Below are 22744 nucleotides of genomic sequence, written 5' to 3'. Positions count from 1 at the left end.
GGATCCTCTCCCCGGCTATCGGTGTTCGGTCGGCGCCAACCGCTTGTTCACTTCATGAAACACTTCATTCGCGCTCAAACCTTCGGCGCTGATCACCGGCGCGCCCGTGATTGTTTTGCTTTCATCACCCAATACGTTTAGGTCCTGGCCCGTAATCACAACGGCGTCAACCGTCTGCTGCCAGTTGCCCAATTGCACGACATCGTATCCGTTCTCTCGCAGCATTTTGCTAATATGGCTCAGCGATTGTTCCACAGCAACTTTCGGCATGCTCTACCTCCTGGATGACTGTCTTATCGGCCGCGCATAAAAATCATTTTGATCGCCATCGGGATTACGCCAAACCACCGGGAAGACCAGGTTTCACGCACAAGAGCTGGTTTTTTGCGCTCCGCTTGCGGTGTTTCCACGTATTGGACAAACAGCTTGGTCAAATACTTGAGGTACTCTTGAAACGACATGGTACCGCCTCCTCGTCGAAGGACACTGATCTACACCTGTCAGTTTCCCCAAGAAAGCCGATTCGTAACCATCTGGTCCGAAATCTCCGCGAGAATCGCTTCTACCGATTTGCCGGTGGTGTCGATTTGAATCGGAGCGAACTGATACAGACCCGCGCGCTCCTTCTTCAACGTGCGCACCCGTTCCGCGGGATCGCCTGCCAACAGCGGACGGTCCGGATCATGTTTCACGCGCTTGACGATCTCTTCCTCTGTCGCGTCCAAAGCGATGACCAGCCCGCTTTGGGCCATCAGCTCCCGGTTTGCCGGTCGCAGAACGACGCCTCCGCCCGTCGTGATCACCAGCTTGTCTTGCTGGAGCAGCTCGGCGAGCACCTCGCTTTCCACGTCGCGAAAATACGCTTCTCCTTTTTCGCGGAACAAGTCTGCGATCGTGCATCCTTCCCGCTGTTCGATGGACGCATCCATATCGACCTGAGTCATCCCCAGCTTTTCCGCCAGCGCGCGTCCGACCGTCGTTTTTCCTGTTCCCATAAACCCGATTAAAATGATCGTCTGCATGGCGTTCCCCCTTATTCTTTACTTGAGCGGCACGGTTATGCGCACCGTTTTCGTCTTGGCGTCAATGCTCACCTCGTAGCCGAGCACGTTGTCGAACAAACTGACAGGCACCATCGTTTTGTTGGCGATTTCCTGCAGCGGCTTTTGCATCGCGACGGTGCGTCCATTTACGACCGCTTTTGGCGAGTTTTTCTGCAGCTCGACTTCCGTTCGGCCTGCTACAAGCGTAATTTTCCCTTTCGCTTCGTCGTAGCTGACGAGATAGCCGAATTTCTCCATAATTTCCCGCATGGGCAGGTAGATCGTTCCGTTGCGCTCCCGCACCGGGCTTGTCGGATAATAGCTGACCCCGTTGAGCACGGTATGATAGTAATACTCAATCCGCGGAGGCACAAAGCCGACACTGTTCACCTGCTGCACATTCGGAACGAAATAATGCACGTCACCGCCCAGCACTTCCCCAAGCGCCCAATCGAGATGCTCCGGCCCGATGATCGAACCATGGTACGTTTGCTGTACTTTTTTCAAAAACGCCAGGAATGCATCGTCCCCGATCGCTTGCCGCAAATGGTGGTACAGCATGGCCCCTTTTGAATACCATGTCCAAAGAAATTCGTCATTGGTTTCAAACTGGTTAAGCCGTTTCGCAAGTTTGCCGTATGGATAGCGCTGTTTCAGCTTGTCCACGTCGTTTGCATAGCCCTGCAAAACTTCATCGGCGGCAGCTTGTCCGTACCGTTTTTGCTTGTAGTAGTAGACGCTTGCCTCCACCATGCCTTCATCCACCCAGCCGTAAGCGGCTTCCATCGTGGCGACGCTGTTGTACCACCACATGTGGGCGATTTCGTGCGGAAGCCAATGGTCTACCATGTTGTTCCAATACAAATCCTTTTTAAAGATGGCCATATTCGCATACTCCATCGCGAACACCGTATGCTCGGCCGTCTCTGCGATCGCGACGTGCGGATAAGGCAGCGGACCGAACTTGTCGATATAAACCGGATAGACGGATTGCGCAATCGCTTTGATCCGCTGGATGTCTGCCGGATCAACCGAAGCGATGTCGACGGTTAAGCCTGGCGCAAAGGAGATCGTCTCGATTTTGTAGTTCGGACTGCCGACCAGGCAGAAATTGATCAGCTGTTTGGCGCTGTAATGAATCTCTTGGCGGTTTTGCGGCAATTTTTTCGCTGTGCCTTGGCCCCATGACGTTACCCAGCGGTATGATTCAGGCGAAGTAAAGTACACCTCGTAATCGGCATAATGGTAAATGAACGGATCGCCGTAGCCAATGCGGGTCGGCGGCTCGTACCAGCGGTTTTGCTGATCCATTGCGCCGAGCATCGGAAACCAGTTGGACAGCGTCCAGATCGAATCCTTCACGCCGAAACGGGACTCGCCTCGCGGTACCGGCGTCTGGAACTGAATGTTCAGCACGGCGCGATCTTTTTTGGCAAACGGGTTGGCAAACGACACCGTTCCGCCTTTTCGCTCAAAGGACAGCGGCCGATTGTCTGCCGTGACCGACTTGATGACCATCGGATTCCAGGTGTAATCAAATAAGTAGAGCACCACCTGCGGCGTTTTCGGGTTGTCAAACGCGAGCTGGATTTGCCCATCGATCCTGGCCTGGTTTTCATCCAGTGACGCATGAATCGTGTAAACCGGATGAAGATTCTTGACATAAGAAGGGACAGGCGGCACAACCGCAAATGGGTCGGCGCCTGTCGGCATTGTTTGCGCTGCTTTGCTGCCGAGCGGTAACCATTGGCTGATCAACGGCCATTTTACCACGATACCCACGGAAGAAAAGAGTACCAGGATCGTCAGACAAATCAGCAAGCTGGTTTTATGCATCGCTTTCATCTTCTATGTACGTCTCCTGACAATGGCAATAATCTTTCCATTGTAACAAATGCTTGGCAAGGTGAATAGAGCGAGTGATGTTTTTCTGGCATGTTACCGGATCGGTTCGATCGCCACGTCATTTTCATGTGCCCACAGATGCAGGTCGCGCAAAAACGAAATCGTATTGACATTTTCGCGGTAGATGCAGAGCGTATCCGCCGCCACTTCAATCGTTCCGCCATCGATGGTCTGCACCTGTTGCTCCAGGATCAGCTGGGTCGCCTGCTTGAAAATATCCTCTTGCTTGAGCAGGACGCTTCCTTCCATTTCACGGGGCGCGAGTCGCCCGTTCGGCAAATAGACGCGATCGGCAAACACCTCTTCCGCGACCTGCAAGCCGTGCTCCAAGGCAACCTGCACGAGCGAGCTGCCGGAAAACGCGTACAGAATCAAATCTTCATTGATGTCCATGATTGCCCGCACCACCGCTTCCGACAAATCCGGCCGCTCCGCAGCCTCCATATAAAACGCGCCGTGCAGCTTCACATGGTTCAGTTCGCCCCCGAGCGCCCGGGCCATTCCTTCCACGGCTGCAACCTGGTACAAGACGATCTCATACGCTTCCTTCATCGAAAGATTCATCGAGCGGCGGCCAAACGACTGCGGGTCCGGATAACCGGGATGCGCCCCCACGTTGATTTGATGATTCATGGCAATTTCCAGAATGCGACTGATGGTGTGCGGATTGCCTGCATGGAACCCGCACGGAATATTGATGGAGGTCAAGTAATTCAAAATCTCCTCCTGCTCGGTCAAGCGATCAAAGCGCAATGCTTCTTCCATGTCGCAATTGATATCGATGCTTACCATACTCATCTCCTCTTTCTCATCTAAAATAAATTCGTAAGCGCCTTCACAATCCGTTTGGCTATATAAAGAAACTACCCTTTCATGTGGGGTAGCCTGGATGGTCGTCAGGAAGGCTGCATGTGCACGCTTTCGCTCTTGTCTCTGTTCTCATGAACGGGTTCGCCCAACATCATTTCCGTCAAAGCGATCAGCTGTGTTTTCTCCAGATGATAATCGAATTCCTTCGCCTTATCCGGCTTTGCGTTGTTATAGGTTGTCGGAATTTCATGCCGATGGGAACGCTCGATCCGGGTGACAAACGGCAGTTTTTCCATTTGTCGGACCGTATTCTCAAAGACATCAGCCCCTACATACATCGAAACGTAATTCAGACGTTTGGAAACGTAATGGATCGAGCCGAATTTACGTAAATGTTTGGCTACCCTTGGATTCTTGATCCAGACGGCGAGGCCGAGGCGCTTTTCGCGATTGCTTTCCATGCGTATCTTCTTCTCCAATCCGTTCATAATCGTTTTGCCACCATTGTATCAAAGGAGAGGACATCTTTGACAGGTCCTTTGGCGCCATTTTCCAATTCATACGATTGTTTATGTATCCCTGCCATCCGCTCCCGCCTGAACGGGCGGTGCGGATGGCGCGTTAACTGGCATGGCTTCACGTGGCTCTATGTCGGGCAAAGCGGCGCTGCCGCTACTTCTTTTTCTTGGTACTGCATCCGCAGCTGCCGCCTGTACCGCAGCCGCTCGCTTTCGCTTCGAGAAACGGATTGTTGCTCGGCACCTTGATCGTGTCGGATACGGCATCTGCGATCGTCCGGCCGACATGGTAAAGCAGTTCATCAAGGTCGTTTTCCGCCCGCTTGAACGCTTGCACGGTATCGAGCATCTCGACGGAACGCTTCAGCTCGCGCATTTCGGCCGATACCCGGGAAAAATCCGGATGGTATTTGCCAAAGCGCTGCACTTCTTCGTATTCCGTTTTCTTTTTGGTGAAGGCAGGCAGCAGCCGACGGTATTCGGGATCTTGATCCAATGCGGATTTGGCCTGCAGATAGGTTTCCACTTCCAACGATTGGTTGATCATAGCCGACAAGTCGGACGCTTCAATAATCAATTGAGCCATATCAACGGATTCCATCGCTTCAATCATCCGATGCCCACACCCCTTTCAAAGTTCATTATTCACCTAGTATTGTATCATGAACCGCCCTATCTTGGTGGCATTTCCAAGAAAATTCACAGGTCGCTTACACTTTCTACAGCTGCGGGAGGAGAATCCGCGCCCGCGCAATCGCATCGATCGGGTGGCGATGCAGTTTTTTGCCTACCAGCATCGTCACCCACCAGTAGCCGTTTTCCACCTGGACGTTTTGCACAATCCCCTCCAGCTCGCCATCACGCGTCTCGATCAGGATCGGCAGCTCCAGCTCGCGCGCCCGCTGCAGCAAATCGCGGAGCGTGGTTGCATGGTACGACTGGTAGTGCTGCGTCCACAGCTTGGGAATTTGCGCGAGCTGCGGAATCGCTTCTTTATAATCGGGAAACACGTTTTCGATGTGGTACTCGTGCCAGCTGGGACGAATATCGAACAGACCGGATTGCAGCTGGCTTTTCGCCCCTTGTTGGCCGCTCGGCTCGGCAGGAGCAAGCACGCCCCCACCGGTCGGCTGGTACCCGTATTCCTTCAGCAAACGCAAAAGCTCGCCTTCTTGCTTGGGCTGGATCAAAAATGCCGTATCGGAAATCCGCTCGGTTAAAAACGGCGCCAGCGAAGGCAGCTCCATCAGCTCGGCCAAAACGCGCCGGTCGGCGGTGCGAACGCAGATGACCGGTTCCAGACGAATTTGCTTCGCCCCTCTCGCCCATTGATCGAGCTGATCCTGCACCGAGGGTGGTAGCGGATGAAAACAGTGCTTCTGCAAAAACTGCAAGATTTCGCTCTCTTGCCCCCCGCGAGCCAGCACACCCTGGATTTTGCCCATGGACAGCGTTCCTTTGACCAACCCGCCTTCAAAAGACAGGTCGGCAAACCGCGACAGCTCCCACAGCAAGGACAATGGAGCAAGCGAGGGGATCAATACGTCTCCTGTCGGCTCCATGTACCAGCCCGGGTGCGCTGTATGCGAATCGATCGGATTCCATTTGACATAAAGGTCCCCTTCCGGATCGCTGCCCAGCTGGATGTAGCCCATCCCAAGCAGCGGATGCAGCCAGCGATCGCAAAGCTGCTGCATCGCATCGTCCGGCAGCGCATACCCGCTTTGGCGAAGCCGTTCCAGCAATTCGCTTGCCCGGTTCCAGCCCGCTTTCTCATCCTTTGACAATTCAAAATGAACAGCAGCGAGCCATGGCTCTGGCGGCAAATACGTATCGACAACCGCTTGCAAAAGTCCGCCTACCTGCTCGGCATGAGGCAGTGCAAGCCAGGAATCGGCACGCTCGCGAACGATCGACAAGCGCGAGCCGTCTGATTCAAGGAAGCCAAGGCGCATCCCTAAGTCCAGAAGAAAGGCGAGTTGAGACGGGTATGGCGGATGGTTTTTTGCATCAGGCAGCAATGACTGGAGCCATCGGTCTGTATGAATATCCTGCAGGGAAAGCAGGCTTGTCAGCTTGGGAAGCAACCGCGCATGTATCGTGCCCTTTTTTGTCAGCAGCAGCTCTTCATTGTAAATATGAGCAAGCAGGGCAAACATATCCAGATGAATTCCACGGCCAGCCGGTATATAATAAGATAGTGATTTCGTCAAGATGTCATTACGACTATTTTCTACATCGGCATATGCGACACGATGCAGCGACTCACGCACTTCGTGCGGCATGATATAGCCGATCTCGCTCCAAAGCTTGCGCACTGTGACGATCATGCCTAACCTGCGCAGCCTGGTCAACGCAGCGAGCCAAGTGGCGCTTCCTGCCTTTGTCAGCTGGTCCCAATCGCGCTTTTTCAAAAAGCCTTGTGGCGCTTTCTGCAAAAAAAGCATGGCGGCCTCTTTTTCTTTACGGGACAGCCGTTCCCACAGACTCGTTATAAAATCGGGGTCAGCCAACCGTTCCGTCGGATCGTTTGACGCTTTCGCCCGGGTTACCATTTGGTTTTGCTCGGCCAAGATCGACTGCTTGGTCGCTTCTGACAGCAAGGAAAAGCCTGCTTGCAGTCGCATCGATTACTCACCTCTTTTTCGCTTACACATGCTAACCATGAACTATCATACTACCATCAGGAGGCTTGCGAAATGAATACACTTTTTGGCCTACTGCTTTCCGTTTCATTATTTGCGTTTGGAGGTATGTCCACCATGCCTGAACAACAACAACCACCACAACCAGCCGCAATCGCCCAGCATGCGATCGCCTATGAACCGCTCAAAATGCCATATCCTGCCGCAGCGAAAACCGCTTGGGAATCGATCCGCAAGCAAGGCGGATACAAAATCGGCAGCGATGCGCAAAAAACGTATGTAGCCATCGGTCTTGGCCAACGTTCCACAGGCGGCTATCGCGTTGAAGTGTCCGGTGTTTCACAAGGAGCCAATGGCGAAATCGTCATTAAAGCGAAGGAAATCGGTCCAAAGCCAGGCGCGATGACGACACAGGCGCTGACGTATCCATCGATCGTCATTTCAATGCCGAAAACGGCGAAGCCGGTCAAAGTCATCTTCGAATAAACGGCAAAAGCAGAGGGAGTCATCCTCTGCTTTTTTGCTGTACGTTTTCATGGCGTGCCGTAGCCCATGGTTATTCTTTCACATCGACCTTAAACTCCTGTTTCACCCCGTAGGAATCGTGGTTATTGTGCGCCAGCTCCACTGTGACCAAATGCTGGCCGGGCTGCAGATCCTTCCATACATAGCTTGTGCCGAACAGCTTCATCACTTTTTTCCCATCGATATACAGATGCACGTGCCCTTCGCCGTCCTTGTTTTCTTTCCCCATGTTTTCCAGCGAGAAGGTGAAATTGGTGACCTTCAAATCAAGATGCAGATCGCGTTTTTCCAGTCGGTGGCTGACTGCGAGCGTTGGAGCTGCCTGAAGAGGTGCGTTCGCGTTCGTTTCGGCATCTGCCGTTTCTACGTTTACCGATGCCATCGGCTCACTGGTTGATTTGTACGCGTACACTAGACCGACTGCAGCCACTACGGTCAGCAAGCTGTACAACATTCGTCTGAATGCCATCATGATGGGACCACTCCTTTTTTTATACAGGCAGGGATGCGGTCTTCCTGCCTGAAGCACCACTGTGTTCGGGCCAAGATTGTCTGGCGTCTTTCTCACAATACTTTCCAATCCGCAGTATGTCCCAACCGAGCGCATTTGATTCACTCTCTTGACGAAAATTTGGGCTCATCTCCCGTTGGCATTCGCCCTTGCTCGCGCATAGGCTGTAGCGTGACGGAAAGGAGGATCCGGATGGGCTTTTTGGACGGTTTATTTGAGGACAACGAAGAACTGCTCTGGATCATAATCGTGGTTGTGGTGCTGCTGTTCTTTTTTTCAGACCGGGATTAGCGTACGGGCAGGCGGCTTATGATCAAACGACCTTATCGTCAATTAGGTCGTTTTTTGCCGTTTTTTGCCGTAGATGTAAGGGCGCAAAAAAAAAGAACGGCCTGCCTCGTTGGCAGGCCGTTCTTTTGCCTATTGACGATCAGTGGCGCGGTGCCGATTCGGAGATTTCGTACAAAGCCTCGCTCGCTTCATCGTGGTGCACTTGGCGGACGGCCATATCCGCGATCGCCACGATGCCTACCAGTTTGCCGTTTTCCACAACCGGCAGCCGGCGGATTTGGTATTTCGCCATCAGCTTGGCTGCATCATCAACAGTCATGCCTGGCTGCCCAAACACGATGTCACGCGTCATCACTTGTTCGATTTTCGCAGAACCTTCATGCTTTTCAGCCAGTCCGCGGATAACGATGTCGCGATCGGTGATCACCCCGATGCAATCGTTCTTCTCGTCCACGACCGGGATCACCCCGACGTTCCAATCGCGCATTTTGACCGCCGCTTCATATACGTTATCCTGCAGCGTTACCGTCGCTACATCTTTCGTCATAATTTCGCGCAACGTACGGTTTTCCAAGGTTGCCATACCCCGCATTCCTCCTTTCATCATTACAACGGTAGTCTTTCCTGCCGCGTTTTTTTTCATGCAAGGACAAGCGAATCGAAAGCAGCGGAATGCCGCTTTCCGCTTTCTTCATTACGCAATTGCACTTCTTACCAAAACCTACTATCATAGGAGTGTGAATACTAGTTAGGAGGAATACTTTTCATGGTCATTAAGGATACTGGGCTGAACGGAAAAGAAGCGCTGTTGGCCGACATGGATACGTATATGCACGAGACAGGCTTCGTCCGTTGGGCCTGGGATTATCTGCACGCTACATACGATTACAAACTGGTAGAAAAAGGTGTTACATACTATCTGCGCATCCAGGCTCACGCGATTGAAGGCCGTTTGGAAGATTCCCACGCGCTGCTCCGCCTCGAAGAGCCGTTCATCGGTAAGCACCTGTTCCCGCATGGCGTTGATTATGATGCGGTCATTCCTGACAACGTACTGAAAAATGCCAAAGCGGCCCTGAAAACATTGGGCGACAAGCTGGCTAACCACTAATTTTTACCAATAATGAAAGCACTGAGCTGACAGAGAGGGACTACACCTCTCTGTTTCGCGTCAGGGAGGTGTTTTGCGGCAATGAAATCGCGCGGCGTTCCCGACTTCTTCCTGTTGTTTCTCGCTATCCTGCTCGTCGGCTTCGGCATCCTCATGGTGCTAAGCGCCAGCTCGATTTATGCGCACACCGGGATTTACACGAGCAAAGGCTGCGACTACTGCAAGGGCGATGAGCTGTATTTTGTGAAAAGGCAAGTGATGTTCCTTGGGGTTGGCATCATCGGGATGCTCTTCGCGATGAACATGCCATTTGCGTTTTACAAACGCAACTTTCTGCTGATTTGTTTCGTTTGTCTCTTTCTTCTGGTGATTGTGTTGATTCCGGGGATTGGCAAGCTTGCCAACGGGGCACGCTCCTGGATTCCTTTGGGCGGCTTCAATATGCAGCCTTCCGAATTCGCCAAAATCGGCTTAACCATTTATTTGGCCGCGATCATCTCGAAAAAAGGAGACCGGTTCCTCTCCTTCAAGACCGGACTCTTCCCTGCTCTGGTTGTCATCGGCATCTTTTTCCTGTTGATCGCCATCGAGCCGGATATGGGGGGAGCTGCCATCCTGCTGGGGACGGCAGGGGTTGTGCTGATTTGCGGCGGCGCCAACCTCGCCCACCTGTTCATGCTTACCGTGCCTCCGTTCACGCTGTTCTTCATCGGCTATATCATGACCAAAGGACATGCGCTCGACAGGCTGTTAAGCTATCGCGATCCATGGTCCGACCCGCTGTACAAAGGCTATCAGCTGACACAGTCGTTCATGGCAATCGCCCGCGGCGGGATGAACGGGACAGGCTACGGAAAAGGCATCCAAAAATATTTGTATTTGCCTGAAGCGCATACCGATTTCATCTTTTCCGTGATCGCGGAAGAGTTCGGTTTCATCGGAACATCGCTGTTTCTGCTCGTTTTTCTCGCATTCATTTTGCGTGGCGTACACATTTGTTTGCGTTCCAAAGATATGTTCGCCAGCCTTGCCGGAATCGGGGTCATCACCATGATCACCATCCAGGCGGTGATCAATATCGGCGGTGCAACGGGCGCTTTGCCGATTTCGGGCGTACCGCTTCCGTTCATCAGCTATGGCGGATCTTCTCTATTAGTCTGCATGATCGGCACCGGCATCCTGCTCAATGTCTCGCGTGAAGTGAACCGGCAAAAAAATCTCGACAATCATGGGTAAGAAAAACTTCTTTCAGAAGTCCTTTCAAGAAGCAGGTTCTTCGGTCAAAGGAAGTTTTTACCGATGCTTATGCTGGAAGTGACGCTGAGGTACTCTGTCTTCCGCTCCAGAATTTATAAGCGCGAGCACTTATAAATTCTTACACGACAACGCAAAAAGACCGATTCCCAAGCCTTCTCCAGCTTGAGAATCGGTCTTTTTTTGTTTTTCACCGGTCAGGTGCCCATCTCGATGCTTTCCACCCGTACATTTACCTCGCGCACTTCCAAGCCTGTGAAGTTCTCAACCAGTTCTTTCACCTTTTGCTGCAGCTTGCCGCATACCGCGTGGATGATCGTCCCATACTGTACAGCTACGCGCAGCTCAATCCGGGTGCTCTCCTCATCGATCATCACAATCACACCTTTGGCCGCATTTTTGCCGCTGATCCGTTTCGACATTTCGTCGTAAAGACCGCTCGCTTTCGTCACGATTCCGGGTATGTCCTGAGCTGCCAATCCGGCGATAACCGCTACAACGTGATCCGCAATCTTCACTTCTCCCCGTCTCCAACCCTCCATGTACAGCCCACCTTTCCTCACATGCGGACGCAAGTATTTCTACTTCTTATTATAGCTGGGCACTGCTTGGGTTTGGAAGAATATTTCAGGCATAATTTTTGAAAAAGTTGGTGCCTGGCAGCGCGCGTCAATCAGGCTCGGTCTATCGCCCGCAAGCGCCTCATCAAGCACCGGCCCCAATTGATGCAATGTCGCAGCTTGGTACGCACGCAAACCGAACGCCTCCGCCAATTTGACAAAATTCGGGTTGGGTACATCTATGCCAAACGGCTGGTAGCCGCTCGCAATCATGTTCCTCTCTTCCAGGCCGAGCGTGCGGTTGTTGATGACGATGACGGTGATTGCGAGCTTTTGTTCTGCAAGTGTCGCCAGCTCGCCCGTCGACATCAGGAGGCAGCCGTCTCCGATGATCGCGACGACCTGCCGCGCGGGCTGTGTCAGCTTGGCTGCGATTGCCGCAGGCAGTCCGTAGCCCATCGTGCGCCATTTGCCGGAGAAAACCGGGAGCTGGGCACGTGCCGGAAACACCCGGTTAAACCAGATCGCGTGTTCCCCCGTATCCACCGCGACGATCGCATCCGGCATGACCCGCTTGGCCAGTTCTGCGATGAGAATCTCGCTGCGCAAAAGCCCATTTTCATCGGGGCGCGTCCATTCATCCATCTCCTGGAGATAATGGGCATGCAGCGTTTGCAGCTGTTGCTTCCATGCGGTGCGGTCCGGATGCAGCTGCGGCTGCTCCAACCGCGACTGCCAGAGCGCAAGCGTTTCCTCCACGCGACTTGCGACAGGGCTCAGATTCGCATACGCGTGAAACGAGCCGAGACGTTCGTCAACCTGGATGATCGGCAGCTGGCTTGGCAAATACTCGCGCGGGTACCATGCAGCACCAAAGATGACCAGCAAATCCGCCTGCGCCATCGCTTCCACTGTCGCCGTGCTGCCGCCGTCTCCAAGACCGCCAAGCATCTGCGGATGCGCGGCATCGATTGCCCCTTTTGCGCCAAGCGTGAGAATAATCCCGGCATCCATTGTCTCTGCCAGCTGCTGCACTACTTGTGCTGCCTTGCGCGCTCCGGTCCCCAGCAAAAACAGCGGTTTTTTGGCCTGCAGCAAACGCTCAGCGGTCGCCATCGCACTCGCGCGGTCAGCCTGCACATTCGGTGCTGCCGGCAGCTGGGTCAGGATTGCAGCAGTCGTTTCCAACTCCCATAAATCTTGACAGACCGCCAGATGAGCCACGTTTTGCTGCCCGGCCGCCGTCAAAAAGACGCGGTGCATCGCCTCTCCGATTGCCTCGGGATGTGTAAGCAGCTCAGAATGGGCAGACACTACGGATAACAGGCGCTGCTGGTCAATGAATTGCTTGTGAAAGCCGCCCAGCTTGTACGTCTCAACCTGTCCCGTCAGCGCAATCACCGGAACACAATCCATGTGGGCATCTGCCAAGCCGTTCAAAAGCTGTGCCGCGCCCGGCCCGGAAGTTGCGATACATACCGCCGGCCGGCCTGTCAGCTTGGCTTCTGTCGATGCCATCAGCGCCGCTGCCGTTTCATGCCTGCAGGGAATGTAGAGAATCTCGGCTTGCTGGCCCAACTCGTGCAGAAAGGGCAAGATAGCGTCACCCGCAACGCCGTAAATCCGTTTCACGCCCCATTGCACCAGCTGCTTGATGATGTACTGACTGACCGTTTGTTGCATGGCTCACGACCTCCCGAACGTCTATCTTGAACATTCACTAGTGTTGACCAAGCATCCATCATTTTACACTTCGGCTGGCTATTGGATGTAAACGCTTTTTGGACAAACTACTCCCAAATGAGAGGCATCATTCAAGGAGGCACACCATGAAAGTGAAACGACCGCTATTGATCGTAGGCTCGCTGGTTTTAGCCGCAACCATCGTGGGCACGACCCCGATGACCATCAATGCTTTCAGCAAAACGACGATTGAGGTTGGTGCGAGCGGCTCGGATGTCAGGGAGATGCAAGCGCGCCTGAAATTTCTCGGCTTTTACACCGGGGCGATCGACGGCCAATTCGGCTGGCGCTCCTATTGGGCGCTCCGCAACTTCCAATATGAATTCGGGATGAAAATCGACGGCGTCCTCGGCCCGAAAACAAAGCTGAAGTTATACAATGCAACCAAAGACTGGCGCCCGACCAGACCGGAGGAGTCGCTCGGCGCTCCGTCAGCATCGGCTCCTTCCGCTCCTTCGGCTCCTTCCGCTTCGGCTCCGCCGCCCGCTCCATCGACGAACAAAAAAGCGTCGACCATCTCGGACAACGACCTCAAGCTGATGGCGAATGCCGTGTACGGCGAATCGCGCGGGGAGCCATACATTGGGCAGGTGGCAGTTGCTGCCGTCATCCTGAACCGGACACGCAACCCTGCATTTCCCAATACGCCAGCGGCAGTGATCTTCGAACCGCGGGCTTTCACTGCGGTCGCCGATGGCCAAATTTACCTGACGCCGAATGAAGTAGCGAAAAAAGCGGTGAGGGACGCATTAAACGGCTGGGACCCGACGGGCGGCGCCATTTATTACTTCAATCCGGAAACGGCGACTTCCGCCTGGATTTGGAGCCGCCCGCAGATCAAAAAGATCGGCAAGCACATTTTTTGCCGCTGATGTACAAAGAAAGGCGCGCCATCGCATATGGCGCGCCTTTCTTTCCGAACGTTATCTGGTTTGCATATGCTGGGCCATCTTTACGAATCGCTCTTCACTCTCCGTCGTCCCGCACACGCCGCACTGGACCAAAAACTGATCGCCCCGGTATGGCTGGTGAAACGCGTCGAGTTCCTCTTGCGCCAGCATGTTCACAACCTCGCCTGTCTGCGGATGCAGCCGCACGTATTGGGGTTGCTGCTGAATGATCGTGAAGCGCATGCGGTTTGACTTGCAGGTCGGACACATATAGGGTTGAGTCATTTGTTTTTCCTCCCCTTTTCATAGTTGCGACTCTTCCCTATTGTGCCTACCTGCCGATGACGTATTCCTGCGCGTCGCTTTCACGTTTTACGTGACAATCTGGTAAGGTTTGGGTAGACTAAATCATGTTATCGCTCTACTTTTTTCTGTCTGGAGGCCATTATGAATCAAAAGCTGTTCTTCACGCTAGTCGGCGCAAGCTTCGCGCTAGCGGCTTATGCGCACTATGGAACAGACATGGATCTGTTCAAATTCATCACCGCATCGCTTGCCGTCGTTTTTCTCGCCGCCTGGCTTGGCAAAGCGACCGAAAGCGTGGCGCATTACGCAGGCGACCGGATCGGCGGATTTTTGAATGCGACGTTCGGCAATGCCGCCGAGCTGATCATCGCTTTTTTCCTGGTCAAATCCGGCTATTTTGACATGGTAAAAGCATCGATCACCGGATCGATCATCGGTAACATGCTGCTCGTGCTTGGATTGAGCGTGCTGTTGGGCGGGCTTTTGTATAAGGAGCAGAAATTCAACAGCCTGCTGGCCGGTCATAATGCTTCGCTAATGCTTTTAGCGGTGATCGCCCTGTTCGTCCCGGCCGTCTTCATGCAGCAGCTGCCCGTGCCCAAAATCAATACCTTGAGCGTCGTCATTGCGATAATTTTGATCGTCGCATACGTGCTCTGGCTCATCTTCTCGATGGTGACCCACAAAGATTTCTTGTCCGACATCGAGCCGCACGACGGCGAGCCTTCCTGGTCAAAAGGCGTCTCGATCATCATGCTCCTGGTCGCAACGTTCTTCGTCGCCCTCGTTTCCGAATGGCTGGTGCACAGCGTGGAGGTGGTGACCAAAGCGTTCGGCTGGTCGGAAATCTTCGTCGGCGCATTCGTCATCGCCATTATCGGGAATGCTGCGGAGCATAGCGCGGCGATCTTGCTCGCCATGAAAAACCGGATCGGCGCAGCCGTCGAGATCGCCATCGGCTCCAGCTTGCAAATCGCCTTGTTCGTCGCACCAACATTGGTATTGATGTCCCTGTTCCTTGGCCAACCGATGAACATCGTCTTTTCGCCATTCGAATTGGCGGCGATCGGCACGAGCGCATTCATCGCGATCAGCATTTCGCGGGACGGAGCTACCAACTGGTTCGAAGGCGTATTGCTGCTTGCCGTCTACATCATCCTGGGAACCGCGTTCTTTTTTGTCTAAATCCAAGAAATAAAAAAAAGCGAGGGCTTCGTACCCTCGCTTATTTTTTCGAATTAAACAGCTCGTGCAAATCAGCCAGACGCTTCTCCAGCTCATCCATGATGCTTCGCCCAAGTTCTTCTTCAATCAGACCGAGCCTGACTGCAAATTCCACTTCACGGGAAAGTCCAAACATCTGCGTGTCCAAAACTTCTTCATAAAGCGGACATTGTGGCATGGTCAGGTTTTCCATCTGTACGTCGATTAATTTATATATCTTATCAGCATCCGCACGCAGCAGAGCCATCGCCTTATCAGCCATATCTGGAATCCTAACCTCTGTCAAAACGTATCCCTCCGTTTGCCTCCAACCTTACCATACATAGTACGCCATTCCAAAGCATTTGAAAAGGGGAGAATGCAGTTTCCCCGTGACGGTTTGCGCAAATGCTAGATGTCCATGTACAATTGAAAGGCGAGAACAATCGTAATTGCTTCATTTTTTTCAAGGAGGATATGCATCATGGCTGATATTATTACGGTGACAGGCGCTGTCTCCCACCGCATCACGATCGATCCCAGCGTCTGGATTTTTGATGACCGCAAAATTGATTTGGCGCATTTTACCGGCGATTTGGATGAGGTCCAGGACGATGTTCCGGCTTATTTGAAAGGGACCGGCGCCCAATGGGACAAGGAATTGAAAGAAGGGTCGCTCCCTCCATCGGAATCGCGCAGCATGATTGAGGAACGCAAAGCATTGACCGGCGATTACGCGATGCGCTTAAGCTGGTTCCTCGACAATGCCCAGCCTGACCCTGCGGCAGTCTCTCTTAAGCTGCACCGCGAGGAAGGCGAGCCGATCACGTTGCCGCTTGCACAAGCGCGCCGCGCCATCCTGCAGTTTTCCAAAGATGGCAAGCCGATCCGCGAAAACGGCCCTGTTCTGCTCTACTTGCCGGATATGTGGAAGCAGAAGGAGGCGCCGATCGATCGGATCGTTTCGTTTGAGTTGATCTGATCCATAACCCCTTTTCGCCGCTGCAAAACAAAGGCCATCCAGTTGATTTGGATGGCTGTTTTTAATAAATAATCCTTAAGCGGTTACCAGAGCATCGACCAGGCTTCTCCGCTCCAGCTCTTCATAGATCAAGTTGATAAAGTCTGTTTCCAACTGGAGAGAGACAGCACGCCGATAGACTTCGAGTAACATTTGATCGCTTAAATATCTCACGTTTGTCACCTCCTCTTTCTATTTGGGATTCTATCATTATTTGGAAGAGCGAACAATTGCAGCTACATCCACAGTTGCTGTGGAAATCGTGTGGGTATCTTGTTGATTCTTTGTGAACAAGACAAAAATATCCATCCTTGCTTATGTGGATTTACCCCATGCTTTTATCCACAACGCGTCGAAATTTGTCGAGAAAAAAATACCTGCAAGCATGTGCGCTTACAGGCATTTTTCACAAAAGCTCTATTCGGTCCCTTATGTGTGAACGGAAATTCGTACAATCTCAGTGACAACCACGAGCGCAAAGACGAAAAACCCGATGGAGCTAGTAAAAAACAACATCCGTTTCAATTTTGCCTTGTCTTCCATTTTTTCTACCTCGCCTTCTTTTTTCACGCTCTTTTTCATGTAAAATCGTTTCTCTACTAAATTGTACGAAAGAACCCGCCCAAAGGTTTCATTTTTTGCAGTTATTTTTTGGCAATTGTGTGTCTAAAACTCTGCCTGCAGCCCTACCCCTACTTTTTGTTCGAGCTGATAGAGCAGCCAGGCGACGACGATGCCGACCAAGAGGCAGATCGACCACGCGAGCCATGGCAGCTGTTGGTGAACGCCAAGGTCGTAGACCCATCCGCCGATGAATGTCCCAAGCGACCCGCCGAATGCCAGCGAATACCCGTTGAAGCCGTAATACGCGCCGATCTGCTCTTTCGGCGCAAACAGCGGAACCATCTCGATCAAGTACGGCATCGAAATCATCGTGCCCAACGCGAAAATCACGGAATCGAGCATGATCGCCCACAAGCTGTCGGCAAAGGTGAAAAAAAACATGCCGATGCCCATCAAGAGCGCACCCAAACCGATCAACGTAAACCTTTGCTGAAAATGGGCCAGCCACTGGATGATTTTCATCTGGAACAGAATGGTCGCGACCGAGACCGTTGACAGCACGATCCCGACAAACGTCTTGCTGCCCAGCGTATCCTCGACGAATTGCGGTATTGTCAAAAAGATTTGCATGTACAAATAGTAATACCCGATTAAAATAAGCGTATAGAGCATAAATGGTTTGTCCTTGATCACATGGATGATACTTTGCATGAGCGACTGCCTTGTGTTTCGCATCGTTGCCGCCGGCAGGCATAGGAACCCAACGATGGACAATAAATAGTAGAGCGCACCGGCAAAGATCGAGAGCCAGAAGAAATCGAAGGACGACAAGGCTGTGCCGACGATTTGTGAGCCGACCACGCCTACGTTGCCGAGCACGTTGCGAAAAGCAAATACGTCCTTGCGAATCGGCTCCGGCGTCAAAATCGCATACGCTGCGGAACCTGCCGGCTCGAACAGCGAGCCGCCTAAACCGGACAACACGGCTGCCAGGAAAAAATGCCATGTCTCGGTACAGAATGCAAACGCGCAAAACCCCGTGGCTCTGATCAAAAGCCCGAGGACCATCGTTCCTTTGTAGCCGAATTTGTCTGAAACCAAACCACCCAAAAACGAAAAGCCTTGCTGTGAAAACTGCCGCACCGACAGCACCAAACCGGCCATGGCCAGCGTCCACCCGATGCTGCCTGTCATGTAGAGCGTCAAATACGGGATCAGTGCATAAAAGCCAATATTCATGATAAATGACATCAAGAGCAGTAATTTTACCGAGCCCGGCGTTTCGCGCCATATCTCTTTCCTCAAGCCAAACGGCCTCCTTTTCATTGACCACTCAAGGGATATGAACAGATTACAGAATGCGGTATGATTTGAGAAACGATCATTTTTGTTTAGAGTAATCAAAAATACACATAAGAGGACGTTGTCTATGGATTTTGAACAATTGCGCGCTTTCCATACGGTTGCGCAGACGAAAAACTTTACCAAAGCAGCAGAAATCCTGCATTTGGTGCAATCGACCGTAACCATGCGCATCAAGCAGCTGGAAGAGAGAATCGGAAAGCCACTGTTCATTCGTGATAAACGAAATGTGGAGATTACCCAGGCGGGGCTCTCTCTGCTTCCCTATGCCGAACGGATTTTGAAGCTGGCGCAGGAAGGGATCAGCGAAGTCGCTTCCTTGCAGCCCTATGAAGATCGGCTGACCATCGGCAGCTTGATGTCCGTCTGGAGCTATACGCTCGAACCCGTTTTGAAAGAATACCATTACCGCTATCCCAACATCGCGGTCAAAACGAAGACAGGGCATTCCGGCGACGTCATCCAATACTTGCTCGACAACATCATCCAGATCGGGATCGTCTATATCCCGCCTTCTTTGCCCAACTTTGAGGTCATCCCCTGTTTTGAGGATGAAATCGTGCTTGTCGGCCCACCCGACCATCCGATCACCCGGGAAGGCACCGTGACGGTGAAAGACATCGCCTCGCTCCCGCTTCTTTACGTCAACTGGGGGTCGCCTTTCCATGAATGGATTCACAACAATCTGCCGCGCAGCTTCGTGCCCAAGCTGCAGGTTGACCAGGCGGGCCTCGCGCTCGATTTGATCAAGGAAGGCGTCGGGATCAGCCTGATGACCCGCTCCTGTGTGAAGCAGGAGCTGATGGAAGGCACCCTGAAGGAGATCGTGATCCAGGGCAGCAAGCCGCCGAAACGCTCCGCCTACATCGTGCTTCCCCACGAGAAAAAAAATAGGCCCAGCGTGGAAAAATGGCTGAGCCTCATGCGTGAATTCAATTATATGACCTAGGTACGTAAATGCGGGGCGGTCGTCTGAACGCGCGGTAGCGGGAAACCGCCCCTTCGTACCACTGCCAGGTGACAAAGAGCCACACAAGCCCGAATAAAAGACCTGTCAGGACATCGCTTGCGTAATGCACGCCGAGATAAACCCGGCTGAAACAGACCGCTGCCATCATGATGCCGGTCACAAGGCCGGACAAAAATGCCGGCAATGCGGTGACACGGCTGATCAACATGACCGCGAGCATGTAAAAGCACGTTCCGACCATCGCGTGTCCGCTCGGAAACGATGCCGATTCCGGCATTTCAATCAACCCGAAGCCCGGCGGTCTCGGACGATCAAATGCTGCCTTAAGCCCTTCGTTCGCGATCTCTACCCCAACAACCCCCACAAGGAGAAAAATCGCTTCCAACCGATCGCCGCGTATCCAGAATAAAAGCGCCACCACAAGCGCGATTGGCGCCAGGACGACACCGTTGCCCAAATACGTAAGTGCTTTCAGCAACGCTGTCAGCCCGTCCATGTGGATCGTACCTGCCCAGGAAAAGACGGCTCCGTCGATTTCCTGCGTGCGCCCCGACACAACCAGCATCGTCAGCAGCACTCCTGCCACGAACAACCCAGCGGCCCAAAACAGAAGCCGCCCCCTACTCCCATATGTACGCATCTCTTACTGTTCTCCCCCACTCAGCAGCAGTTGTAACGATTCGGCGAATTTCCGATCGTCCTCACCCGTCCGCGCCGCCGGCCCTTTTGTCCGGCCGCCGCCGCGGCGAAACCGTGCTTTTTCATTTCGTTCCTCCAGCATGAAGCCGATTTTGTCCGGATAAAATATGGTGCCGTGCGGTGATACGGCAAGACCTTGCTTGCCCAAAATCATCGCTGCGAGCCCGATATCCTGTGTCACGACGACATCGCCCGGGCGCACCGCATTCGTCAGCTTCAAGTCGACAGCCTGCGGACCCGCGTCCACCATGACATGATGAGGATGGTCCATCTGATGGTTGTAGCTGGCATAAGTAATGCACTGCCAGCCGTACCGTTCACTAAGCGTCCTCACGATGGCGAGCGCTTGCTTCGGGCAGGCATCCGCGTCGACCAACACCCGTTTCTGCTCGGCCATTTTGCATTCCTCCTGTTCGCGTATGCGATCGACACTCCCATTCTCGTGTTTTTTTTGATAAGATATGATTCAAGTAAGAGGAGAGTGAACAACCTTGCGCTACGAATTTGTCCTGGATGAACGACTTGGTATCCCTTTGCCTGCGCTTGCTCTCGATTGGGAGATGTATACAGCGGAAGAACGTTCCGACATCCTCCTTCAGTGGGAAGAAATCCGCGCGAAAATTCCCGACCGGATCATTCAGCTGGAAACCGTGATCAATCGAAAGCAAACACAGCTGTCAGAAGAGGAGAATTTCGCCGTCTCCTGCGAGCTGAACAGCGAAATCCATGAATTGGCCAGCGTCATCAACGACCTGAACATCTGGTTCCGCGTTCAGCAGGAGCACCAGACAGGCCACGCCCACCTGTAATATCAGACGTGGGCTTGTTCCTTGGGAGCGGCAATGCCATACGGTTTGCGCATCAGCCGCTCCCACATCGGAATAAAGCGCTGGATCAGCGGCCCGATCGACAGCGCTGTGACCAGTGTGCCGATCGAGACCGGCCCCCCCAGCGCAAACCCCAAAATCGTCACCGTGATTTCAATCCCGAGCCTCACCTTCTGGATGCTCCAACCCAGCCGATCGTTCAGCGCGAGCATAAAGCTGTCGCGCGGCCCCGCCCCCAGCCTCGGGGAAAGATACATTCCTGTCCCGCATGTGTAAATCAACAGTCCCGCACCAAAGCAGATGGCACGCTGGATCAGCGTTTCCCCCTTCGGCACCCACTCGAGCCACATGAACATATCGATGAACAGCCCGAAAAAAAACATGTTCAGGAACATACCGATCGTCGGCTTGATTTTCCCGATGGCATAGGACGAAAAAATGATCACGAGGCCCACGATTTGCGACCACATGCCAATCGTCAATCCAAACGTTTTTTGCAAGCCGATATGAAAGGTATCCCAGGGCGCCACCCCCATATTGGCCTCAATCATCATCGCGATGCCGAACCCCATGACCAAAAGCCCCAGCATAAACATCGTGTAGCGGATCGTCAAAGGATGCAACGCTTTTTCTTTCCCCATGCCTCTCGATCTCCCATCGTTACGTCGCTTCAAGCCTTCTCTTCATTATACAGAAAGCAGCGCATTCGCCAAGAATAACGGAAAAAAACCCTGCACAACATCGTCAGGGTTTCACCAGCCATTCCGGTTTGATTTCGTAAAACAGCTTGTCTTTCCGAAAGTACGCCATCACGTCCCGCTGCCCAAAGTAGCCGGCGAGATCGCCCAGCGCATCGCCTTTCAGCGTCACTTGCCGCTGTTTTCCTTGCTCGTCACGGTATTCGATGATGAGCGCGACCTCCTCAGCCATGCAGTAGGCCGTCAATTCTTCCGGTGTAGCAAATGCAAGTCGTTTCATGAGGTTCCCCCGTTTGGATCATCTCGATCTAGTATACCACGGGGACGTTTTACTTCATATTGCCAAAAATCGTGGGCAAGCTCCGTGTCGGGAAATGTTTGCCGCGCTTCGTCCAGCACCTGTACGGCCGTCCACTCGCCATCGGGGTCGTCGTAGCGCGGGCTGATATGGGTTAAAATCAGCTGTTTCACCTTTGCCGCCCTGGCGATCTCTGCCGCTTGCCGTGCGGTGGAATGACCGCTACGCACCGCAAGCTCCAGGTGCACATGCGCATAGGTCGATTCATGAATCAGCACATCGGCGTCGCGCGCCAGCTGCAGCAGCGCTTCACAGGGCATCGTATCGCCGCTTAGCACAACCTTTCGCCCTGCTTGCATCGGGCCTACAAGCGTTTTTCCCTCAATCGTCCGCCCATCTTCCAGCACAACCGTGTCACCGCGTTTCAAGGCGCCGAACAAAGGCCCCGGCGGAATGCCCAGCGCTTTTGCCTTTTCGGCCTGAAAAGCGCCGCTGACCGGTTTCTCCTCGATCGCATAGGCGAATGCCGGCACACGGTGCTGCACCGGCGCGCAAGTCACCGTCACTTCATCCGTGTCCAGAATCATCCCTGGCTCAATGGTATGAAAAAAAAGCGGGTAGCCGATATGCATGGGACTCACCGCTTGCACCGCCTGCACGTAGTCAAACAAGCCGGATGGCCCGTATACGTCGATTCTCGTCTCTACGCGAGCCGACAACGAGCGGCTTGCCAGTAACCCAAGCAGTCCAAATATATGATCGCCGTGCAGGTGCGTAATGAATATTTTTTCCAGCTGGCTGATTTTGAGCGGGCTTTTCAGCAGCTGATGCTGCGTTCCTTCGCCGCAATCGAACAGCCACCACTTCCCGGTCTTGCGAAAGCTGAGGGCCATCGCGCTGACATTGCGCTTTGTCGATGGCACGCCAGAACCGGTGCCCAAAAAGGATAGTATCATGATCGAATCTTCACCTCCCTTTCATTATGGCTGA

General features: G+C 53.1%; 29 protein-coding genes. 8 read left to right on the top strand and 21 right to left on the bottom strand.

Annotated elements, in window-relative coordinates:
* Positions 1-15: 15 nt before the first annotated feature.
* The 8 genes from ACTID9_RS12350 to ACTID9_RS12315 all read right to left on the bottom strand — a co-directional run bounded on the left by ACTID9_RS12350 (position 16) and on the right by ACTID9_RS12315 (position 6903).
* Entirely contained in the window at positions 16-270 is a 255-nt protein-coding gene (locus ACTID9_RS12350; protein ID WP_441071540.1) for a YkuS family protein, read from the bottom strand.
* Positions 271-293: 23 nt separating this feature from the next.
* Entirely contained in the window at positions 294-461 is a 168-nt protein-coding gene (locus ACTID9_RS12345; RefSeq protein WP_441071539.1) for a YqzE family protein, read from the bottom strand.
* 39 nt (positions 462-500) lie between these two features.
* Positions 501-1022 (bottom strand): shikimate kinase, encoded by a 522-nt coding sequence (locus ACTID9_RS12340; RefSeq protein ID WP_441071538.1) that lies wholly within the window; start codon positions 1020-1022, stop codon positions 501-503.
* A gap of 18 nt (positions 1023-1040) precedes the next feature.
* A complete protein-coding gene (locus tag ACTID9_RS12335) occupies positions 1041-2888 on the bottom strand; it encodes a stalk domain-containing protein (protein WP_441071537.1) in 1848 nt (615 codons plus the stop codon).
* A 93-nt stretch (positions 2889-2981) separates the two neighbouring features.
* A complete protein-coding gene (locus ACTID9_RS12330; protein WP_441071536.1) occupies positions 2982-3740 on the bottom strand; it encodes a 5-oxoprolinase subunit PxpA in 759 nt (252 codons plus the stop codon).
* A 104-nt stretch (positions 3741-3844) separates the two neighbouring features.
* A complete protein-coding gene (locus tag ACTID9_RS12325) occupies positions 3845-4219 on the bottom strand; it encodes a YlbG family protein (protein WP_122921563.1) in 375 nt (124 codons plus the stop codon).
* 211 nt (positions 4220-4430) lie between these two features.
* Positions 4431-4886, bottom strand: coding sequence for a YlbF family regulator (locus ACTID9_RS12320; protein WP_441072563.1), 456 nt, complete (start codon positions 4884-4886; stop codon positions 4431-4433).
* A gap of 109 nt (positions 4887-4995) precedes the next feature.
* Positions 4996-6903: a hypothetical protein gene (locus ACTID9_RS12315; RefSeq protein WP_441071535.1), complete on the bottom strand. Its 1908-nt coding sequence runs from the start codon at positions 6901-6903 to the stop codon at positions 4996-4998.
* 135 nt (positions 6904-7038) lie between these two features.
* On the opposite strand from ACTID9_RS12315, the gene ACTID9_RS12310 reads away from it, so the two are divergent.
* Positions 7039-7407, top strand: coding sequence for a protease complex subunit PrcB family protein (locus ACTID9_RS12310; protein ID WP_441071534.1), 369 nt, complete (start codon positions 7039-7041; stop codon positions 7405-7407).
* 70 nt (positions 7408-7477) lie between these two features.
* Here ACTID9_RS12310 and ACTID9_RS12305 read toward each other — a convergent pair whose 3' ends face one another.
* Together ACTID9_RS12305 and ACTID9_RS12300 are read right to left on the bottom strand one after the other, a co-directional pair.
* The gene (locus ACTID9_RS12305) at positions 7478-7918 is read right to left on the bottom strand and encodes a hypothetical protein (protein WP_441071533.1); all 441 of its coding nucleotides are present in this window, start codon (positions 7916-7918) and stop codon (positions 7478-7480) included.
* Positions 7919-8387: 469 nt separating this feature from the next.
* Positions 8388-8831 carry a CBS domain-containing protein gene (locus ACTID9_RS12300; RefSeq protein ID WP_441071532.1) on the bottom strand — a complete coding sequence of 148 codons (444 nt, stop codon included), beginning with the start codon at positions 8829-8831 and terminating at the stop codon, positions 8388-8390.
* Positions 8832-9014: 183 nt separating this feature from the next.
* On the opposite strand from ACTID9_RS12300, the gene ACTID9_RS12295 reads away from it, so the two are divergent.
* Together ACTID9_RS12295 and ftsW are read left to right on the top strand one after the other, a co-directional pair.
* Positions 9015-9359, top strand: coding sequence for a YugN family protein (locus tag ACTID9_RS12295; RefSeq protein ID WP_441071531.1), 345 nt, complete (start codon positions 9015-9017; stop codon positions 9357-9359).
* A gap of 81 nt (positions 9360-9440) precedes the next feature.
* The gene (gene ftsW, locus ACTID9_RS12290) at positions 9441-10595 is read left to right on the top strand and encodes a putative lipid II flippase FtsW (protein ID WP_441071530.1); all 1155 of its coding nucleotides are present in this window, start codon (positions 9441-9443) and stop codon (positions 10593-10595) included.
* Between the two features lie 215 nt (positions 10596-10810).
* Here the strand turns inward: ftsW and ACTID9_RS12285 are convergent, their stop codons facing one another.
* Both ACTID9_RS12285 and ACTID9_RS12280 read right to left on the bottom strand, forming a co-directional pair.
* The gene (locus ACTID9_RS12285) at positions 10811-11155 is read right to left on the bottom strand and encodes an Asp23/Gls24 family envelope stress response protein (RefSeq protein WP_441071529.1); all 345 of its coding nucleotides are present in this window, start codon (positions 11153-11155) and stop codon (positions 10811-10813) included.
* A 39-nt stretch (positions 11156-11194) separates the two neighbouring features.
* Complete coding sequence (locus ACTID9_RS12280) at positions 11195-12856, bottom strand: thiamine pyrophosphate-binding protein (protein WP_441071528.1); 1662 nt, start codon at positions 12854-12856, stop codon at positions 11195-11197.
* Positions 12857-13002: 146 nt separating this feature from the next.
* Here ACTID9_RS12280 and sleB point away from each other — a divergent pair, with 146 nt between their 5' ends.
* The gene (gene sleB, locus ACTID9_RS12275) at positions 13003-13788 is read left to right on the top strand and encodes a spore cortex-lytic enzyme (RefSeq protein WP_441071527.1); all 786 of its coding nucleotides are present in this window, start codon (positions 13003-13005) and stop codon (positions 13786-13788) included.
* Positions 13789-13839: 51 nt separating this feature from the next.
* Here sleB and ACTID9_RS12270 read toward each other — a convergent pair whose 3' ends face one another.
* On the bottom strand, positions 13840-14091 hold the full coding sequence (locus ACTID9_RS12270; protein WP_441071526.1) for a hypothetical protein: 252 nt from the start codon (positions 14089-14091) through the stop codon (positions 13840-13842).
* 162 nt (positions 14092-14253) lie between these two features.
* On the opposite strand from ACTID9_RS12270, the gene cax reads away from it, so the two are divergent.
* Positions 14254-15297 carry a calcium/proton exchanger gene (gene cax / locus ACTID9_RS12265; RefSeq protein ID WP_441071525.1) on the top strand — a complete coding sequence of 348 codons (1044 nt, stop codon included), beginning with the start codon at positions 14254-14256 and terminating at the stop codon, positions 15295-15297.
* Between the two features lie 40 nt (positions 15298-15337).
* On the opposite strand, the gene ACTID9_RS12260 is transcribed toward cax, so the two are convergent.
* Entirely contained in the window at positions 15338-15622 is a 285-nt protein-coding gene (locus ACTID9_RS12260; RefSeq protein WP_441071524.1) for a DUF1507 family protein, read from the bottom strand.
* Between the two features lie 177 nt (positions 15623-15799).
* On the opposite strand from ACTID9_RS12260, the gene ACTID9_RS12255 reads away from it, so the two are divergent.
* A complete protein-coding gene (locus ACTID9_RS12255; RefSeq protein ID WP_441071523.1) occupies positions 15800-16297 on the top strand; it encodes a hypothetical protein in 498 nt (165 codons plus the stop codon).
* 75 nt (positions 16298-16372) lie between these two features.
* Here the strand turns inward: ACTID9_RS12255 and ACTID9_RS12250 are convergent, their stop codons facing one another.
* Complete coding sequence (locus ACTID9_RS12250; RefSeq protein WP_441071522.1) at positions 16373-16510, bottom strand: sporulation histidine kinase inhibitor Sda; 138 nt, start codon at positions 16508-16510, stop codon at positions 16373-16375.
* A gap of 492 nt (positions 16511-17002) precedes the next feature.
* Positions 17003-18205, bottom strand: a complete 1203-nt coding sequence (locus tag ACTID9_RS12245) for an MDR family MFS transporter (RefSeq protein ID WP_441071521.1) — start codon at positions 18203-18205, stop codon at positions 17003-17005.
* 124 nt (positions 18206-18329) lie between these two features.
* Between ACTID9_RS12245 and ACTID9_RS12240 the strand changes: the two genes are divergently transcribed.
* Positions 18330-19211, top strand: coding sequence for a LysR family transcriptional regulator (locus ACTID9_RS12240; RefSeq protein WP_441071520.1), 882 nt, complete (start codon positions 18330-18332; stop codon positions 19209-19211).
* Here the strand turns inward: ACTID9_RS12240 and ACTID9_RS12235 are convergent.
* Both ACTID9_RS12235 and ACTID9_RS12230 read right to left on the bottom strand, forming a co-directional pair.
* Positions 19195-19872 carry a phosphatase PAP2 family protein gene (locus ACTID9_RS12235; protein ID WP_441071519.1) on the bottom strand — a complete coding sequence of 226 codons (678 nt, stop codon included), beginning with the start codon at positions 19870-19872 and terminating at the stop codon, positions 19195-19197. The two genes, ACTID9_RS12240 and ACTID9_RS12235, sit on opposite strands and share 17 nt — an antisense overlap.
* A 3-nt stretch (positions 19873-19875) precedes the next feature.
* Entirely contained in the window at positions 19876-20328 is a 453-nt protein-coding gene (locus ACTID9_RS12230; RefSeq protein WP_441071518.1) for a YaiI/YqxD family protein, read from the bottom strand.
* A 94-nt stretch (positions 20329-20422) separates the two neighbouring features.
* On the opposite strand from ACTID9_RS12230, the gene ACTID9_RS12225 reads away from it, so the two are divergent.
* Complete coding sequence (locus ACTID9_RS12225; protein ID WP_441071517.1) at positions 20423-20740, top strand: hypothetical protein; 318 nt, start codon at positions 20423-20425, stop codon at positions 20738-20740.
* A 2-nt stretch (positions 20741-20742) separates the two neighbouring features.
* Here ACTID9_RS12225 and ACTID9_RS12220 read toward each other — a convergent pair whose 3' ends face one another.
* From ACTID9_RS12220 to rnz, 3 genes are all read right to left on the bottom strand, one after another.
* Entirely contained in the window at positions 20743-21399 is a 657-nt protein-coding gene (locus ACTID9_RS12220) for a YczE/YyaS/YitT family protein (RefSeq protein WP_441071516.1), read from the bottom strand.
* Between the two features lie 103 nt (positions 21400-21502).
* The gene (locus ACTID9_RS12215; RefSeq protein ID WP_441071515.1) at positions 21503-21736 is read right to left on the bottom strand and encodes a hypothetical protein; all 234 of its coding nucleotides are present in this window, start codon (positions 21734-21736) and stop codon (positions 21503-21505) included.
* Entirely contained in the window at positions 21733-22710 is a 978-nt protein-coding gene (gene rnz / locus ACTID9_RS12210; protein WP_441071514.1) for a ribonuclease Z, read from the bottom strand. The genes ACTID9_RS12215 and rnz overlap by 4 nt, the downstream gene beginning before the upstream one ends.
* Positions 22711-22744 lie beyond the last annotated feature (34 nt).

The sequence above is a fragment of the Brevibacillus fluminis genome (genome assembly GCF_052072235.1).
GTDB classification, from domain to species: domain Bacteria; phylum Bacillota; class Bacilli; order Brevibacillales; family Brevibacillaceae; genus Brevibacillus_D; species Brevibacillus_D fluminis_A.
This window is presented reverse-complemented; position numbering and strand designations above follow the sequence as displayed.